We start from the raw sequence: 16,456 nt of genomic DNA, 5'->3' as shown, positions 1-16,456 counted from the left end.
TGCTCGCGAAGGGGCCTGCACATTCACCCTTGATAGCGCCTGACACACCGCAAGCCCCCTGCACAATACGGATAAAGGTCTGCACCCCGCGGATAGTCCAGCCCATTGCCCCGTCCTAGCATGACCCCTGCCTGAACAATAACAATGGAGGCGGCAGCCATGACCCTGCGACCCGAATATTTGCATTCCCTGCTTGAAGACGATCCCAACAAAGGCGTCTATCGCTGCAAGCGCGAGATGTTCACCGACCCCCGGTTGTTCGATCTGGAGATGGAGCACATCTTCGAAGGCAACTGGCTGTACCTGGCCCACGAAAGCCAGATCCCCAATATCAACGATTTCTACACCACCACCATGGGGCGCCAGTCGATCTTCATCGCGCGCAACAAGGACGGTGTGCTCAACGCCTTCATCAACGCCTGCAGTCATCGCGGCTCGACCCTGTGCCGGCACAAGTCCGGCAACAAAAGCTCCTACACCTGCCCGTTCCACGGCTGGACCTTCAACAATTCCGGCAAGCTGCTCAAAGTCAAAGACCCGGCCAACGCCGGTTACCCGGCGAGTTTCAATTGCGAAGGCTCCCACGACCTGACCAAAGTGGCGCGTTTCGAGTCCTATCGCGGTTTCCTGTTCGGCAGCCTCAAGGCCGATGTGTTGCCGCTGGTGGAGCACCTGGGCGAGTCGGCGAAAATCATCGACATGATCGTCGATCAGTCGGCTGATGGCCTGGAAGTGCTGCGCGGTTCTTCGAGCTACATCTACGAAGGCAACTGGAAACTCACCGCCGAAAACGGTGCCGACGGCTACCACGTCAGTTCCGTGCACTGGAACTACGCGGCCACCCAGAACCAGCGCAAGCAGCGCGAGGCCGGTGATGAAAACCCGACCATGAGCGCCGGCAGCTGGGCCAAGCAGGGCGGTGGTTTCTATTCCTTCGACAAGGGCCACATGCTGCTCTGGACCCGTTGGGCCAACCCCGAGGACCGTCCGCTGTACGAGCGTCGCGACGAGCTCGCGCAAGACTTTGGCAAGGCTCGCGCCGACTGGATGATCGAGAACTCGCGCAACCTGTGCCTGTACCCGAACGTGTATCTGATGGACCAGTTCAGCTCGCAGATCCGTATCGCCCGGCCGATCTCGGTCAACCGTACGGAAATCACCATTTACTGCATCGCGCCGAAGGGCGAGAGCGATCACGCGCGGTCGAGCCGGATTCGGCAGTACGAAGACTTCTTCAACGTCAGCGGCATGGCCACGCCGGACGACCTGGAAGAGTTTCGCTCCTGTCAGACCAGCTACCAGGGCAGCGTCACCACCTGGAACGACATGTCCCGGGGGGCCGAACACTGGATCGAAGGCGCCGATGAGTCCGCGAAGGAAATCGACCTGCATCCGCTGCTCAGCGGTGTGCGCACCGAGGACGAAGGCCTGTTCGTGCTGCAACACAAGTATTGGCAGCAGACCATGCTCAAGGCCCTGGCGGCCGAGCAGTCGAAACTGATCGCCGTGGAGGACGTGCAATGACCCTTTCCTATGAAGCGGTGCGCGACTTCCTTTATCGCGAAGCACGTTACCTCGACGACCGCCAGTGGGACGAATGGCTGGAAATGTACGCCCCCGACGCGACCTACTGGATGCCGTCCTGGGATGACAACGACGAGCTGACCGAAGACCCGCAGCGGGAAATCTCGCTGATCTGGTACGGCAACCGCACCGGCCTTGAAGACCGCATCTTCCGCATCAAGACCGAGCGCTCCAGCGCCAGCGTGCCGGACACCCGTACGTCCCACAACATCAGCAACATCGAGCTACTGGAACAAGCCGACGGACTGTGCAAGGTGCGCTTCAACTGGCACACCCTGAGCTTTCGCTACAAAACCGTCGACAGCTATTTCGGCAGCAGTTTCTACACCCTCGACGTGCGCGGAGAAAACCCGCTGATCAAGGCCAAGAAAGTGATCCTGAAGAACGATTACGTTCGCCAGGTCATCGATGTTTACCATTTGTGAGGCGGCCGTCATGACCCATTCCATCGCGTTCAATTTTGAAGACGGCGTCACTCGATTCATCGACGCCAACGTCGGCGAAACCGTGGCCGATGCCGCGTACCGCCAAGGCATCAACATTCCGCTGGACTGCCGCGACGGCGCCTGCGGCACCTGTAAGTGCTTTGCCGAAGCCGGGCAATACGATTTGGGCGAGGAGTACATCGAAGACGCCCTCAGCCCTGAAGAGGCCGAACAAGGGTTTGTCCTGACCTGCCAGATGCGCGCCCAAAGCGATTGCGTGGTGCGGGTGCCAACGTCCTCGGAAGTCTGTCGCACCCGTCAGGCCAGCTATGACGCGACCATCAGCGCCGTGCGCCAGTTGTCCGACAGCACCATCGCGCTGTCGATCAAGGGTGAGGCGTTGAGCAAACTGGCATTCTTGCCGGGGCAGTACGTGAACCTGGGCATTCCCGGTAGCGAGCAGACCCGCGCCTATTCGTTCAGCTCGTTGCAGCGCGACGGCGAGGTCAGCTTCCTGATCCGCAACGTGCCGGGCGGGTTGATGAGCAGCTTCCTCACCGGCATGGCCAAGGCGGGCGACAGCATGAGCCTTGCCGGTCCCTTTGGCAGTTTCTACCTGCGCGATATCCGCCGCCCGTTGCTGTTGCTGGCCGGTGGCACCGGGCTGGCGCCGTTCACCGCGATGCTGGAGAAAATCGCCGAGCAGGGCAGTGATCACCCGTTGCACCTGATCTATGGCGTGACCCACGATTTCGACCTGGTGGAACTCGACCGCCTGGAAGACTTCGCCGCGCGCATTCCCAACTTCACCTTCAGCGCCTGCGTCGCCAGCCCTGAGAGCCAGCATCCGCTCAAGGGCTACGTCACCCAGCACATCGAGCCAAAGCATTTGAATGACGGTGATGTCGACGTCTACCTGTGCGGTCCACCGCCGATGGTCGAAGCGGTCAGCCAGTTCATTCGCGAAAAAGGCATCGCCCCGGCGAACTTCTACTACGAAAAATTTGCCGCCAGCGCGGCGTGAGGTGCTGATGGACAGATTCACAGACAGAGTCACGCTGATCACCGGCGCGGCACAAGGCATCGGCCGGCGCGTCGCAGAGCGCATGGCCGCGGAAGGGGCGAGGCTGATTCTGGTTGATCGTTCCGAGCGGGTGTTCGAGGTGCAGCAACAATTGTCACCGGACTGCCAGGTCCTGGCCCTGACTGCCGATCTTGAGCAATACGAGGAATGCAATCGGGTGATGCAGACTGCCGTAGAGCGTTTCGGGCGCCTGGACGTGTTGATCAACAACGTCGGCGGGACAATCTGGGCCAAGCCTTTCGAGCATTACCAAGCGTCGCAGATCGAAGCCGAAGTTCGCCGTTCGCTGTTCCCGACACTGTGGTGTTGCCACGCCGCACTGCCGTTCATGCTGGAGCAGGGCAGTGGTGCGATCGTCAACGTGTCGTCCATCGCCACCCGCAGCGTCAATCGCGTGCCCTACGGCGCGGCCAAGGGCGGTGTGAATGCATTGACGGCTTGCCTGGCGTTCGAAACCGCCGGACGCGGCGTGCGGGTCAATGCCACGGCGCCCGGGGGGACTGAAGCGCCGCCGCGGGTGATTCCGCGCAACAGCGCCGAGCAGAGCCCGCAAGAGAAAGTCTGGTATCAGCAGATCGTTGACCAGACCATCGAGAGCAGTCTGATGAAACGCTACGGCACGCTGGATGAGCAGGCCGGCGCAATTCTGTTTCTGGCCAGCGATGACGCTTCCTACATTACCGGCATGGTCATGCCGGTTGGCGGTGGTGATCAAGGCTGACAAACGATGGGTTACAAGCGGCGCTGAAAGGCCCTGACGATCCTGAGCGTGGCGTCGCTGGTGTCAAGGTTGTGTACGGCATCCAGGGGAAACCAGATGCAATCGAAGATTTCGTTTTGTGGTCGGGCTTCATCCAGATTCACCACTGAGGCTTCGTAGACGTGGTGGCGGGTGCCAGACGTTTCCAATTCCATCACGTACAGCATGTCATCGCTCTCGAGCCCGGTTTCTTCCTGGAGCTCGCGCTGGGCTGCCTCTGCCACCGTTTCACCGGGTTCGACCTTTCCGCCGGGCAATGCCCAGCGACATCTCGGCTTGCGCACCAGGAGAATGTGCCGGTCCTGCTCGCAAATGATGGTAGCGCGTACTTTCATGTGTTACTCGATTGCCGTTTGTCATAAAGCAGAAATAAAAGTGCAATATTCAAGCCGCGCGCATTTTGCCTCTCTTCGGGACGTTGGAGGGCTTCACAAGTGTAAAAGTGCATTTAAACGGAGTGATTCGACACGACGTCTGGTCGGCATTCTTGCGGCAGGTGGGTGTAAGGTAGAAGCGTTGACTCTGGATATCACTGCCGAAATGGAGGGTGACTATGAGCGTTCCGATGTTGAACAGAATGCACATGAACGGTTACGACGTACTCAGCGTAAACAACGGCCCATGGCGTGTCTGCACCAAAGGTGACCGACTGGCGTCATTTGCCAGCCGAGAGGAAGCCTTGGCATTTGCGGCGTCTCTTCCCGGTTACCGATCGAAGTCGAGCAAACAGGCGAACAGTCAGTAAGCTCATGTAGCGCAGGCAAAAGCCCCGGCATGCCGGGGCTTTTTGTTGTGTCGGGAGTGTCCGGTGAAAGGTCACTTGTTGCGAGTGATGGTCTTGGCTTTCACTTCCTCGGCATACTCCGACAAGCGCTTTTCATCGCCTTGAAACAGGTCGCACAGGCGCTTGACGGCTTCTGCATCGACATCGTTACCGGTCAGGCGCAATTGCTCCGCGATGCGCAACAGTTCTACTGCCGACCATCGCAGGTCTGACGCCAGCCCTTGCAGATCACGCCGAAGCGCTTGTTCGCTTTCGTTAAGCCACATGATGTTCTCCTGAAACGCTGTGCTACGGAAGGTTAGACCCATTACTGACACGGGGCGTTGTATTCGTCGGCTTCTGCGCCGTTTCCTTTGGTCGGGAAGTTTGCGCGATCGGCAAAATTCGCTGTCGTAGTCCCGTAGTGGTTTTACAAATGGCGATCACAGCACCATCTCCTAAGGCGCGACGCCGCAAAATGGCTGCCGGCGTAGGGAGAGGCTACATTTCATGTTTTGAGGATAAGGAAGCTTTATGCAGAGTCGCAGGTTGTTGGGGGGTGTGGTTTTGGCGTTGTTGGGGGGATGTTCGTTGCCGGCGTCTGTCGTGCCCGGCGAACCGAATGTCAGCAAGTACAGTGAGAAAGCACCCAAGGACTATGCGGCGTGCGTATTGCCGATGTGGCAGAAAGAAGTTTCCAACAGTACTCAGGCGTCGATTTCCAATGGCTACCGGATCACCGCGCCCAGCATCATCACGGCCGACGAGGTTCTGGACATCGTGAAGTCCAAGGACGGTAGCCGGGTGTCGCTGTATCAAGGTCCGCCCTGGGCCAAATCCGGCGCACTGCGCGATGCAGTGCGTGACTGCCTGTAGTCTTCAGCCGGAGATGTCCGTGACCTGGATGAGTTGACCGTCGCTTGCCTGAGCGTTCGCTGTGCCTTTCTTTTCCCGGCGCTCATTCATCCAGTTGTCGACCTGCGCATTGAACTCGGCTGGCGCTTTACGCCCGACTTTCCTGGCGATATCCAGAATGGTTTGCTGGGCGAGGGCGTCTTCCATGCGCTTTTGCGCCGTCATCATCGCGCCATGCACCGAACAGTGGCCTTCAAGCGCCCAGGCGGGGGCCTCACCCTCAAATAACGCACAGCGGCCACGAATCTCCCGGCATTCAAAAATGGCCTTGCGCCCATCGATGGCGTTGACGATATCCAGTAGCGAGATCTCGTCGGCTGGTCGCGCTAACTTGAAGCCACCCCGCACACCCTCGGTGGCGACCACCAGTTTTGCCTTGGCCAGTTTGGTGAAGATTTTTGCCAGATAGTCCAGAGGCACGCCCTGCAGTTGCGCAAGGTCGCGCACGCTCGCTTCACGGGTATCGCCGCAATTGCCCACCAGGTAAATCAGGCAGTGAATGCCGTACTCGACACCTGCGCTGTAAAGAGACATATCGATCTCCGACTAATGTTGTCGCAAATATTAGCAGCTGATGACCCTCTGTTCAACGCGCCGATCCGCTTTTGAATTTTTCTGATAACTGTGCTGAAGCTCCGGGTTTCACAGGGTTTTCCCGGTGTATCGATTTGATCGATTGCAAGCATCTGAAAAAATCTGTTGCGGTCTTTAACTCGGACTAATAGAGTCGCCGTTGTCAGGTCGGGAGCCCAGCGCTGCGTTCACCAGGACGAGCACACCAATCCCCTGATCATTCAACGAATTTCAATGCCTCTCTGGAGCGACAAATGAAACAGCATATTTTGGTAATCGGCGCAGGTTTCGGTGGCATGTGGACCGCTTTGAGCGCCACGCGTCTGTTCGACATTCATGGTCACGATGACGTTGAAGTGACCGTGCTGGCTCCGCAGGCCGAACTGCGTGTGCGTCCGCGCTTCTACGAGCCGAATGCCCACCAGCTGGCCGCTCCGATTGGCGAACTGTTCGATGCGGTCGGTGTGAAGTTCATCAAGGGCGCCGCCGAAACCATCGACGTCGCGCAAAAGCGTGTGGGCTACATCGACGCGGCGGGCGAAAAACAGGTCGCCATCTACGACAAACTCGTTCTGGCCACCGGCAGTCGTCTGGCCGTGCCTGGTACCCCGGGTGTGGCTGAGCATGCGTTCGATGTCGACCAGATCGAGCAGGCCGTGCGCCTGGAAAACCACCTCAAGTCCCTGGTCAACCAGCCAGAAAGCCAGGCGCGTAATACTGTCGTGGTGGCCGGCGGCGGTTTCACCGGCATCGAAACGGCGACTGAAATGCCGACTCGACTGCGGGCCATCCTGGGGGATCGTGCGGACATCAACGTGATCATCGTGGATCGGGGTAACAAGGTCGGCGGTTCCATGGGGCCGCAAATCGCCGAGAAAATCGTTGAAGCCAGCGTTGCAACCGGCGTGAAATGGCACCTGAACGCTTCGGTTGTCGCTGTCGATGAACAAGGCGTGACGTTGTCCGATGGCCAGCGCATCGACACCAAGACCGTGGTCTGGACGACCGGCGTGCGCGCCAGTTCGCTGACCGAGCAGATCCCCGCCGAGCGTGATCATCTGGGACGCCTGCATGTTGATGCGCATCTGAAAGTCATCGGGCTGGACGATGTCTACGCCACGGGTGATGTTGCCTACGCGGCCAGCGATGACATCGGCAACCATGCGTTGATGACGTGTCAGCACGCGATTATGTTGGGGCGTCATGCGGGCAATAACGTTGCAGCACAGATTCTGGGTGTGGAGCCGACGCCGTATCGTCAGCCGAAGTACGTGACCTGTCTGGACCTGGGGGCTTGGGGGGCGGTTTATACCGAGGGCTGGGATCGTCAGGTCAAGTTGTTCGGGCAGGAGGGCAAGGAACTCAAGACGCAAATCAACACGGTGTGGATTTACCCGCCGGTGGCTGATCGTGCAGTGGCTTGGGCGGCAGCGGATCCTTTGATTCCGATTGCGTGATGATTACGGCTTGAACTGAATCCTGCCCGGGATTACCTGGGCGGGATTTTTTGTTTTACCTCTTAGGTGTTAAGGCACCCAAAAAATCAAACCATTGCCTGCGTGAAATTCATAGTGTATTTTTTCATGAAATTAAAACTATAAAATTTCACGGAACCGGTATGTTTCAGCAATCCACCCAACACATTGCCAGCTATTACGCCCATACCTGCGCTGATAAAATCCCCAATCGACCGGCTCTGGAAGGCGAAGAAGCCACTGAGGTACTGATCATCGGCGCCGGTTTCAGTGGCCTGCATACCGCTTTACGCCTGACCCTGGCTGGCAAACGCGTGACGTTGCTGGAAGCCAGCCGCGTGGCCTGGGCTGCATCAGGACGCAACGGTGGCCAGGCCATTCTCGGCTGGTCATGCGACATGCCGCCGCTGGAAGCCGCACTGGGCTACCAGCGCGCGCGGCAGTTGTGGGAGGGGATGCGCTGGGCGGCGCGGGAGTTGCGGGATTTACCGGGACGCCATGGCTTCGATTGCGACTATCGGCCCGGCCACTTGTGGACCTCGGTGATGCCGCGCCGGGTCAGTCTGCTCACCGAATGGCAGCACGAAGCCAGCCACAAATGGGGTCACGACGGTTTGCAGTTCATCCCCCGGGACCAGTTGCCCGACTGGGTTGCCAGCGAGCGCTATCAGGCGGGGTTGTTCGATCCCGAGGGCGGGCATTTGAATCCGCTGAAACTGGCGTTGGGGCTGGCCGCTGCGATTGAGCGTGCCGGCGGGGTGATTCATGAACACAGTAAGGCACTGGATTACCGCGAGGAGGCAGGCGGGTACGTGGTGACCACCGAGCGTGGTCACATCCGCGCGGATGTGCTGGTGCTGGCTTGCAATGCCTACCTTGATCGCCTTGATCCACAGCTCGCGAGTTGTGTGTTGCCTGTCGGCACGTACCAGGTGGCCACCGCTGAGCTGACTGAGGAACAGGCCACGGCGTTGCTGCCGGGCAATGTGTGTGTCACTGACAACCAGTTCGTGCTCGATTATTTCCGTCGCACGCCGGACAACCGGTTGTTGTTCGGCGGTGGTTGCACTTACCTCGGCGGCATGCCGAAGGACATCGCCGGTGCCACCCGGCCGTGCCTGGAACGCGTGTTTCCACAATTGAAAGGCGTTGAGCTGGAATTCGCCTGGGGCGGGCACATCGACCTGACCCTCAAGCGCACCCCCGACATCGGCCGGCGCGGCGACCTTTACTGGCTGCAGGGCTACTCCGGGCACGGTGTACTGCCGACCCTGGCCGGGGCGCGGGCGGTGTCCGATGCAATACTCGGCCAGCAAGATGAACTGGCGTTGTACCAGGGTTTGACCAACGGCAGCTTTCCCGGCGGCAAGTACATGGCCGCTCCGCTGGAAGCCATCGGCAAAGCCTGGTATCGGCTGCGCGACAGCATTTGAAACAAGAATTTGCGGAAGCCTATAGATGGACATGCAAGAAGAGATTTCGGCGCTGGCGATCCTGATTCAGGACCTGCGCAAACACAAGAAATACACCCTCAAGGAACTGGCGGACAAAATCGGCCGGTCGGTGGGTTTTCTGTCGCAGGTCGAGCGCGGCTTGTCCCGTCCCACGGTCGCAGACCTGACGGCCATCAGCGAAACCCTCGGCGTGCCCACCACCTATTTCTACAGCCTGCCCAAGCCCATGGCCTTGCCCTGGGTGACGCGGCCGGATGAGCGCCGCACGTTGTACTACGCCGACGGCATCACCGACATCATGGTTTCACCGAAAATGCGCGCGTCCTTTTCGATGCTGGAGAGCCAGCTGGAACCGGGTGCGAGCAGTGGTGACCGGCACATGAAAGACAGCTCGGAGCAGGGCGGCTATGTCCTCGAAGGGCAGTTGACGTTATGGCTGGATGACGACGAGCCGGTGACTCTGCACGCCGGCGACAGCTTTCAACTCGCCAGTCATGCCCATTGCCGTTACGGCAACCTTTCTGACCAACTCACCCGCGTGCTTTGGGTTTACACCTGATAAAAACAAGGAACAACAAGATGGATGCTGTGTGCTCTGAACTGCTGGCCGAAGTGCGCGGGTTTCGTCAGCGCAATCCCGATGTGCGTTACGTCGACCTGATTTCCCTGGACATCCCGGGCCATTTCTATGGCAAGCGCTACCCGATCGAAATGCTCGAAAAAGTCGCCGCCGGCAGTGCGCTCAAGTTGCCGCAAAACTGTGTGTTGCTCGGCACTCAGGGCGGGCTGTTCAAGATCGGTGACTATTGCTTCAACGACGGCGACCCGGATGCGCTGCGTCGCCTGGTGCCGGGCACGCTCAAGCGGGTGAGCTGGGAGAAACAGCCACTGGGGCAAATGCTCATCACCTCCGATGGCACAGAAAAGCCGATCGTCTTCGAGCCGCGTGAAGTGTTGGCGCAAGTGCTGGACCGACTCAAACGCAAAGACATTTTCCCGGTGGTGGCGTTCGAGCTGGAGTTCTATCTGTTCGACAGCCAGTTGCGTGATGGCATGCCGCAGTTTGCCCGCGATCCGTTGACGGGTGATGCAGACGACCAGCCCAATATGCACATCGAACGCCTGTCGCGGTTTGCCCCGGTGCTCGATGAAATGGTCGAGACCGCGCGATCGCAGGGTATCGATGCCACGGTGATCACCGCCGAGTTGGGGCCGGGCCAGTTTGAAATCAATTTCGGCCACTCGGACGACGGCCTGCGCGCCGCCGACTGGGCCGCCCTGTTTTGCCGCAGCACCCGTGGCGTGGCGCTCAAGCACAACTACCGCGCCAGTTTCATGGCCAAGCCGTACTTGCAGCATCCTGGCAGCGGCATGCATGTGCATGTGAGCCTTTACGACAAAGCCAGCAATAACCTGTTGGCGGTGAATGGTCAGCGGGCATTGCGCCATGCCGTGGCCGGTTGCCTGGATGTATTACCGCACTGCATGCCGATTTTCGCACCGAACCACAATGCCCTGCGCCGTCTGAGCGGCACGGTGAACGTCGCATCGCGCGCCAGTTGGGGGTTTGAAGACCGTGATGCGTGCCTGCGCGTGCCGGACTCGGACGCGAAAAACCTGCGAATCGAACATCGTCTGTCCGGCGCTGATGCCAATCCATACCTGGTGCTTGCGGCCATTCTGGTGGGCCTGGAGCAAGGGCTGGAAGGGAAGTGCGAGCCGATTGCACCGCTGAACGAAGACCGCAGCAGTGGTATCGATTTCCCGCTGGAAATGCTCGAGGCTGTGCACTCAATGCGAAATCACTCACCACTGCGCGAAGGATTGGGCGCGGAGTTTGTGGATGTCTATTGCGAGAACAAGCGTCAGGACCACCTGGCCTTCCTGCACGACATCAGTGCGAGGGAGTATCGCTGGTTCCTGTAGTTAAAGAGGATTCTAGGTTAGCCCTAAAAAATATCTGGATATTTAATGGGTTAGACAGTTTAGTAACTGGCTGGTTAAGCAAAATATCTTGTTACAGCGCGAAACATTGCGTAATATCCGCGCCGCGTTCACCACCACGGTTTATGCATTTTTAAGTCCCGGGCGTCCATCAGCTGCCCGGGATTTTTTTTGCCCGCCATTTTTACGTCCTGCGAGCTTCGAGGCTCAATCAGGACTTCGCTTCCTTCGTGCCCAGCACGTCGCGGATGTTATCCACCACATTGCTGTCCTTGATGACATCGTTGAGCCAACCTTCCAGCGGCATGTTGCCCCATTTGATCGCGCGTTCGATCAGGTAAGGGACGGGACTCTGCGGTTCGGTCTGCTTGAAGAACTGCGCGATCCCCGCCAGCAGGGTGAACGCCTCGTCGCGGGTCTGGGGCGTGGTGCGCAACGGCGTGACGGGAATGTCTTGCTGGGTCTGGGTCATTGCAGCACCTATGGGTTGTGTGCCAGCGCTTTCGGAGACGGTCGGGGCAGGCGCGATGGGGGTCGGGTTCAGTTCGATCCCTCGATCCTTGAGCAGTTTCTCGGCCAGTTGCCCAGCCCGGGACAACACGTCAATGAGCCCGGCAAAACTCGGCGCGTCATGGCCGAACAGCCGGTCAGCGGTACTCTGCAGTTGCTGGCAGGCACTCAGGCTGGCGGCAATTTCGCCGGCTTTGCGGCGCAGGTGATCCGAGTCGGTCAGCACCACCGAGCGCTGGAACACCTCGGCGTTGATCTTGCCTTCGTCAAGGGCGGCGCGCATGGCCTGCGGGCTTTGCAGGGCCAGGTTTTCGACATGCCGGGATTCGTCATAACGAAGCAAGCCGTATTGCTGGCCCTGGGTGATGGGCAGACCGCCGACGACATCGGCGAGGGTCGTCTTCATCCACGCCAGGCGGGCCGCACGCTCATCGACGCCGTCTTCGAGGGACGGAAACAGATCGGCCCAGAACGTATCCAGAATACGTTCGGCCAGCGTCAGGCCAAAGGTGATACCGCTGAAGTGATACTTGTGCGCCAGCCCTTCGCTGAGCCAGGCGACAAGCATCAGGTCCTTGCTCTGTCGAGCCAGGCCTTGGGCAGCCAGGGTGATGGTCAGATACCAGTCAGAGGACTTCAGATCCGTTTGCCAGTCACCCTGGGTCAAATAATCGGGGTCTGCTCGCCGCGCTTCTTTCACCTGATCGAACAAGGCGGAAAAGCTCAAGTCTTCGCCGCTCCCCTCATTGATGGGCGCGGTCAGTTCGGCCAGCGAAAGGTCGTTGAGAAATTCAGACATAGGAAACTCTGATCAAAATAAAAGAACACCGTGCCCGCCCGGCAGGCACGGTGCTGAAAACGAGCCGCCGGGGCGGCCCGTCATTGCCACGGTTTTATGCGAAAACCTTGTTGGCAGTGCGATCCCAACCACCGGTGACGTTGCCGCCGCCCTGGCCATCGGCACGGCTCTGCTGGGTGTAGGTGGTTTTGATGCGGGCAAAGTTGAAGCTGATTTCTTCGATCGGCAGGTCGCCAACCGATTTGTCTTCACCGTTCTGGCTGCCACCGGCGACCGCTTTGACCGAAGACACCACGACTTCTTCCAGGTTGATGGTCAGGTAGGTCACCTTGTCACCACCAGCGCGGTTCACATTCAGTTGGATCTTGGCGATGTGCGTGCCTTTGCAGCAGGCTTCAAACAGCTTGGCAGAAGCCTTGTCCACGGCTTTGCGAATGCTGAAGTCGCTCAGCGCTACACGCTCCGACGAAGCACCACCCGACGAACTGGCCGTCGCGGAAGTGGCCTGGGTTGCGCCGTACTCGTAGCCCAGCACTTCGATCCAATCCTTGTGTTTTTCGTCCAGTACTTCACCTGGAATGCCGTCGATCTGGATGTATGCGTCAAATGCCATTTTTAGTTTCTCCTTACCTTCATTTAAAGGTTGTCACCTGCAAACAGATCACAGCCCTTCGTTTAACCTCTTTGAAACAATCAAGAGAGGTGTGTTACGCCAACTCGGGACTGGCCCGAGTGGCGGTTTTTCTTCATTGCACGTAGCGTCTCAATTGAGTGCCCGCACTTCGATTTCTACCCGCCGGTTGGGTTCCAGGCAGTGAATCAGCTGAGCCCTTGGTTGCTGCATATCGCACTTGACCAAAGGTTTGTTGCTGCCTTCGCCGACCGCCTCTACCAGCTCGCCGGGGACGCCTTTGCCGACCAGATAAGTCTTGATGGTTTGTGCCCGTTGCCTGGAAACCTGCAGGTTGCCCTGTGGATCGCCGAGTTGATCGGCATGCCCGGCGATGATGATTTTTCCGATGTTGGGCGTGCTGAGCAGCTTGCCGGCAATCGCGCTGAGCTGGCTTTGCCCCTCAGTCTTGAGGCTCTGGAAGTCGGCACGGGCAAAGGCGAACAGGGTGTCCGACTCCAGCGTGATGGTCTCGATCGAGCGCAACGACTGCGTGAGCAGGCTGTTGATGTAGTTGCGCGAGCTGGAGATCAGGAACGCGTTGTCGAGGATCCGCGGCACGTCCGGCTCGTGAATCTGATCGCTGTAGAAAGTGATCTGCCGGCTGGCGAACTCATAGTCCTGATGGGTCGCGGCGACGTCGGCGTTGCCGACCTGGCGGGCAATCGCCGGATACCAGTAATCCGGGATTTTCGCTTTCAGGAACGCCGGGTCGGCCTTGTCCCGTTGCGCACGCGACAGCATGACGTAAGTGTCCAGCGTGGCCTTGCCGAACGCGGCTATGGATTGCGCGCGGTTGTCGTTTGGCAACGCCTTGGGCTCGACGCTGTCCACGCCGGTCACCGGCATCAATTCTTTGGCATTGCGCTGGTAGACCTTGAGCGTGGTCAGCAGATACAGCGAGCGGGTCAGGTTGTCGGCCGTGGGTTTGAGCATCACGCTTTCCAGTCGATCGAAATACCGGCTGCGCAGCATTGGCTCGACCTTATGGCCCTGGTAAAGCCCGAGGCGCATGCTCAGTGGCACGCCTTCGTCGTGATGCCGGGCGTAGTAATGCGCGGTCCAGAAGCGCAGACGATCGAGGGTTTGCCAATCGGTGTATTGGCCGGTGGCCGACTGATCGTCGGCAGCGGCCTGCGTCAGCTCTGCCGAGAGGGAGTGCAGGGTGTTGCGGTTGTTGATGTACGACCAGCCGAGCAGGCTGCACAGTAGCACCGCGCCCAGCCCGGCACCGCCGATCCATGCCGCTTTGCGCCGACGCTCGCGATGGTTGGTGGTGTACAGCGCCACCAGATGCTGGTCGGGAATGATGACTTTGCGGAACAGGCTGTTGATGAACAATGGGCGCGGTTGCGCGTTGCCGCTGGCGACCTCCAGATCCCGTTCGAGCGAGAAACGCTCTGTCACTTGCCGTGCGTGCCCACCCATTTCCGGCTGGTCGGCATCGAGGGCGCTGGTGAAATAGAAACCGCGCAGCAGTTCTGCATTTTGATAAGGATTGGCCCGCAGCAGCGCATCGACGAACAGTTGCAGCCGTGGCTTGAGCGCCGCCAGTTCCAGCGGGAAGCGATACACCGCCGAATCCTGGCGGGTGATCTGAATGTCCTGCGTCACCAACTGCTGGCTCGCCACCTGTTGCCAGTAGCTGACCAACTCATCCATCGCGACACCGAAGCGCTGGCCCCAATCGGCCTGCTCGTAGCCTTTGTGGGAAAAGGTCTTGCCCATGACTTCGCCGCGCGCGGTTTCATCCAGCTGGCGATAGAAGGGGGCGAAACCCGGGACCAGGTCGCACTTGGTGAACACCAGGTAGACCGGCAGACGCACTTCCAGCAGGGCATGGGTTTCCTGAATGCGTTCGCGCAGGCGCTTGGCGATACGTTCCTGATCTTCCAGCGAGGATTGCAGGATGTCGTGGATGCTGACGGTGACGATCAGGCCATTGAGTGGCCGGCGCTGGCGATGCTGGCGCAGCAGCTGAAGGAAGGCCCGCCATTTGCCGGCCTCTTCCTGGTTATTCATGTAGCGGCCGGCGGTGTCCAGCAGGACCGCTTCGGAGCTGAAGAACCAGTCGCAGTTGCGCGTGCCACCCAGGCCCGCGACCCGCACGCCCTCGCGTTCGGCGTAGGGGAAATTCAGACCCGACTGATAAAGCATGGTGCTTTTACCGGCCGCAGGCTGCCCGACCACCAGGTACCAGGGCAGGGCATACAGCGCATCTTTGGCGTTGCTGCCCCGGGGCTTTTTGTTGTGCAAGCGTTCAATGCTCTGCAGCAGCCGCTCGCGCAGCAGGCTGACCTCTTCGCGATCGGCCGGGCTCGCGTTCAATACCGCCTGATCGGCATCTTCGCGCAGCAATCCTTCGAGATTGTGATGCCGGGACACGCCTCGATAAAGCAGCAAGACGTAGCCGGCCGACAGCCCCAGGAACACGCCAATGCCGGTCAGCAGGCTGTTGAGCGAACTGAAATCGAACGCCCGCCCGATGCCCCACACCACGAAGATCGTGAGGAAAAAGCACACCCCGAGAATGTAGGGTTGATAGCGCAAGAAGTAATACTTGATCTTGTTCATACGGACTTCGAATCCAGGGCATCGACAAAACGGTCGATAACGTCACCCAGAGGGCGGTCGATTTCGGGAAAGGCGTGTGTGCGGTAGTGCTCGTCGAAGGCATCGAAAGAGGCCAACACGTCGTAGCTTTGTGACCGCTCACTGATGCCTGTCAGCACGCGGTAGGCATCGCTGGTCTGGCGTGAGGCAAAACAGATCAGCCGGGGGCGCATGAAGTCGTCCGCCAGCAGGTTGACCTGTGGCACCGTGCGTTCAGGCGTCATTTGCGTCAGCCAGGTGACCCACAAATCGGCGGTCGGATTCTTCAGGCCTCTTTCCGCCGGCAAGGGCAGGGCGATGCCGATTGGCGTCGGGCGAGACAGATGCCGTCTGAGGGCCAGGAGTCGGGTCAGCACGGCGTTGGTAACGAACTCCGGGTAGGCACCTTCGAGCGCGGTACTGATGTCGCGCAGATTGAAATTCACCAGAAACTTGTCGTGCACGCGCCGGAACAACTCGAAGTCCTGGCCTTGTAATGGGCGCAGCGCCTTGATGCGTTCGAACAGCACCGTAGTGCTTTCGCCCTGGACTGCCATGTGCAGCAACGGCCTGATCTGCCCGCTGAACAGTTCGCCGAGGGTAAATGGATTGACCAGAGGCTCGACCTCGCTGGCCTTGAGGGTCTGGAAAATGAAAAACGGATAGCGGCGTCCACTTGAATCTTTGGAGCTGATCAGCCCGCCCAGCAGCCAGTTGCCGCTGCGTGCGCGGTAGCTGAAAAAGCACAGCGGCAAGGCGTCGAACAGTTCCCGCCAGTCTTCGCGGTGCTGCAAGGCCGCCAGCGCGCCTTGCAGCCAGCCGTCGAACTCGCAGACGTCGTCGCCTGCACCTTGCAGGCTGACGAAGTCCGGGCTCGCGGGGACTTTGCCGAAACAGCCGATCATTGG

At 59.4% G+C, this 16,456-nt stretch carries 17 protein-coding genes; 10 read left to right on the top strand and 7 right to left on the bottom strand.

Annotated elements, in window-relative coordinates:
* Positions 1-159 precede the first annotated feature (159 nt).
* The 4 genes from benA to BVK86_RS27585 are packed head-to-tail and all read left to right on the top strand — an operon-like array spanning position 160 to position 3,814.
* Positions 160-1,524, top strand: coding sequence for a benzoate 1,2-dioxygenase large subunit (gene benA, locus BVK86_RS27600; RefSeq protein WP_075949393.1), 1,365 nt, complete (start codon positions 160-162; stop codon positions 1,522-1,524).
* Positions 1,521-2,009 carry a benzoate 1,2-dioxygenase small subunit gene (benB, locus tag BVK86_RS27595; protein WP_075949392.1) on the top strand — a complete coding sequence of 163 codons (489 nt, stop codon included), beginning with the start codon at positions 1,521-1,523 and terminating at the stop codon, positions 2,007-2,009. The genes benA and benB overlap by 4 nt, the downstream gene beginning before the upstream one ends.
* 10 nt (positions 2,010-2,019) lie before the next feature.
* Positions 2,020-3,033, top strand: a complete 1,014-nt coding sequence (gene benC, locus BVK86_RS27590) for a benzoate 1,2-dioxygenase electron transfer component BenC (protein WP_075949391.1) — start codon at positions 2,020-2,022, stop codon at positions 3,031-3,033.
* Between the two features lie 7 nt (positions 3,034-3,040).
* On the top strand, positions 3,041-3,814 hold the full coding sequence (locus BVK86_RS27585) for a 1,6-dihydroxycyclohexa-2,4-diene-1-carboxylate dehydrogenase (protein ID WP_075949390.1): 774 nt from the start codon (positions 3,041-3,043) through the stop codon (positions 3,812-3,814).
* A gap of 11 nt (positions 3,815-3,825) precedes the next feature.
* Here the strand turns inward: BVK86_RS27585 and BVK86_RS27580 are convergent, their stop codons facing one another.
* The gene (locus tag BVK86_RS27580; protein ID WP_075949389.1) at positions 3,826-4,188 is read right to left on the bottom strand and encodes an NUDIX hydrolase; all 363 of its coding nucleotides are present in this window, start codon (positions 4,186-4,188) and stop codon (positions 3,826-3,828) included.
* A 218-nt stretch (positions 4,189-4,406) separates the two neighbouring features.
* Here BVK86_RS27580 and BVK86_RS27575 point away from each other — a divergent pair, with 218 nt between their 5' ends.
* Positions 4,407-4,598, top strand: coding sequence for a DUF2188 domain-containing protein (locus BVK86_RS27575; protein WP_075949388.1), 192 nt, complete (start codon positions 4,407-4,409; stop codon positions 4,596-4,598).
* 71 nt (positions 4,599-4,669) lie between these two features.
* Here the strand turns inward: BVK86_RS27575 and BVK86_RS27570 are convergent, their stop codons facing one another.
* A complete protein-coding gene (locus BVK86_RS27570; RefSeq protein WP_075949387.1) occupies positions 4,670-4,903 on the bottom strand; it encodes a hypothetical protein in 234 nt (77 codons plus the stop codon).
* Positions 4,904-5,150: 247 nt separating this feature from the next.
* Here BVK86_RS27570 and BVK86_RS27565 point away from each other — a divergent pair, with 247 nt between their 5' ends.
* Positions 5,151-5,492, top strand: coding sequence for a hypothetical protein (locus tag BVK86_RS27565; RefSeq protein ID WP_075949386.1), 342 nt, complete (start codon positions 5,151-5,153; stop codon positions 5,490-5,492).
* Between the two features lie 3 nt (positions 5,493-5,495).
* On the opposite strand, the gene BVK86_RS27560 is transcribed toward BVK86_RS27565, so the two are convergent.
* Positions 5,496-6,065 (bottom strand): RrF2 family transcriptional regulator, encoded by a 570-nt coding sequence (locus tag BVK86_RS27560; protein ID WP_075949385.1) that lies wholly within the window; start codon positions 6,063-6,065, stop codon positions 5,496-5,498.
* Positions 6,066-6,358: 293 nt separating this feature from the next.
* Here BVK86_RS27560 and BVK86_RS27555 point away from each other — a divergent pair, with 293 nt between their 5' ends.
* The 4 genes from BVK86_RS27555 to BVK86_RS27540 all read left to right on the top strand — a co-directional run bounded on the left by BVK86_RS27555 (position 6,359) and on the right by BVK86_RS27540 (position 10,959).
* Positions 6,359-7,561, top strand: coding sequence for an NAD(P)/FAD-dependent oxidoreductase (locus BVK86_RS27555; RefSeq protein WP_075949384.1), 1,203 nt, complete (start codon positions 6,359-6,361; stop codon positions 7,559-7,561).
* A gap of 161 nt (positions 7,562-7,722) precedes the next feature.
* On the top strand, positions 7,723-9,012 hold the full coding sequence (locus BVK86_RS27550; protein WP_075949383.1) for an NAD(P)/FAD-dependent oxidoreductase: 1,290 nt from the start codon (positions 7,723-7,725) through the stop codon (positions 9,010-9,012).
* A gap of 25 nt (positions 9,013-9,037) precedes the next feature.
* The gene (locus BVK86_RS27545; RefSeq protein ID WP_075949382.1) at positions 9,038-9,592 is read left to right on the top strand and encodes a helix-turn-helix domain-containing protein; all 555 of its coding nucleotides are present in this window, start codon (positions 9,038-9,040) and stop codon (positions 9,590-9,592) included.
* A gap of 20 nt (positions 9,593-9,612) precedes the next feature.
* Positions 9,613-10,959 (top strand): glutamine synthetase family protein, encoded by a 1,347-nt coding sequence (locus tag BVK86_RS27540; RefSeq protein ID WP_075949381.1) that lies wholly within the window; start codon positions 9,613-9,615, stop codon positions 10,957-10,959.
* A gap of 229 nt (positions 10,960-11,188) precedes the next feature.
* Here BVK86_RS27540 and tssA read toward each other — a convergent pair whose 3' ends face one another.
* The 4 genes from tssA to tagF all read right to left on the bottom strand — a co-directional run bounded on the left by tssA (position 11,189) and on the right by tagF (position 16,453).
* Entirely contained in the window at positions 11,189-12,286 is a 1,098-nt protein-coding gene (tssA, locus tag BVK86_RS27535) for a type VI secretion system protein TssA (protein ID WP_075949380.1), read from the bottom strand.
* Positions 12,287-12,380: 94 nt separating this feature from the next.
* Positions 12,381-12,899 (bottom strand): Hcp family type VI secretion system effector, encoded by a 519-nt coding sequence (locus BVK86_RS27530; RefSeq protein ID WP_075949379.1) that lies wholly within the window; start codon positions 12,897-12,899, stop codon positions 12,381-12,383.
* Positions 12,900-13,049: 150 nt separating this feature from the next.
* Positions 13,050-15,530, bottom strand: a complete 2,481-nt coding sequence (gene tssM, locus BVK86_RS27525) for a type VI secretion system membrane subunit TssM (RefSeq protein ID WP_075949378.1) — start codon at positions 15,528-15,530, stop codon at positions 13,050-13,052.
* Positions 15,527-16,453: a type VI secretion system-associated protein TagF gene (gene tagF / locus BVK86_RS27520; RefSeq protein ID WP_075949377.1), complete on the bottom strand. Its 927-nt coding sequence runs from the start codon at positions 16,451-16,453 to the stop codon at positions 15,527-15,529. The genes tssM and tagF overlap by 4 nt, the downstream gene beginning before the upstream one ends.
* Positions 16,454-16,456: the final 3 nt, after the last annotated feature.

This window comes from Pseudomonas reinekei (assembly GCF_001945365.1).
Taxonomy (GTDB): domain Bacteria; phylum Pseudomonadota; class Gammaproteobacteria; order Pseudomonadales; family Pseudomonadaceae; genus Aquipseudomonas; species Aquipseudomonas reinekei.
Note: the sequence above shows the minus strand (reverse complement) of the source record. Positions and strands in the feature narration are given on the sequence as shown.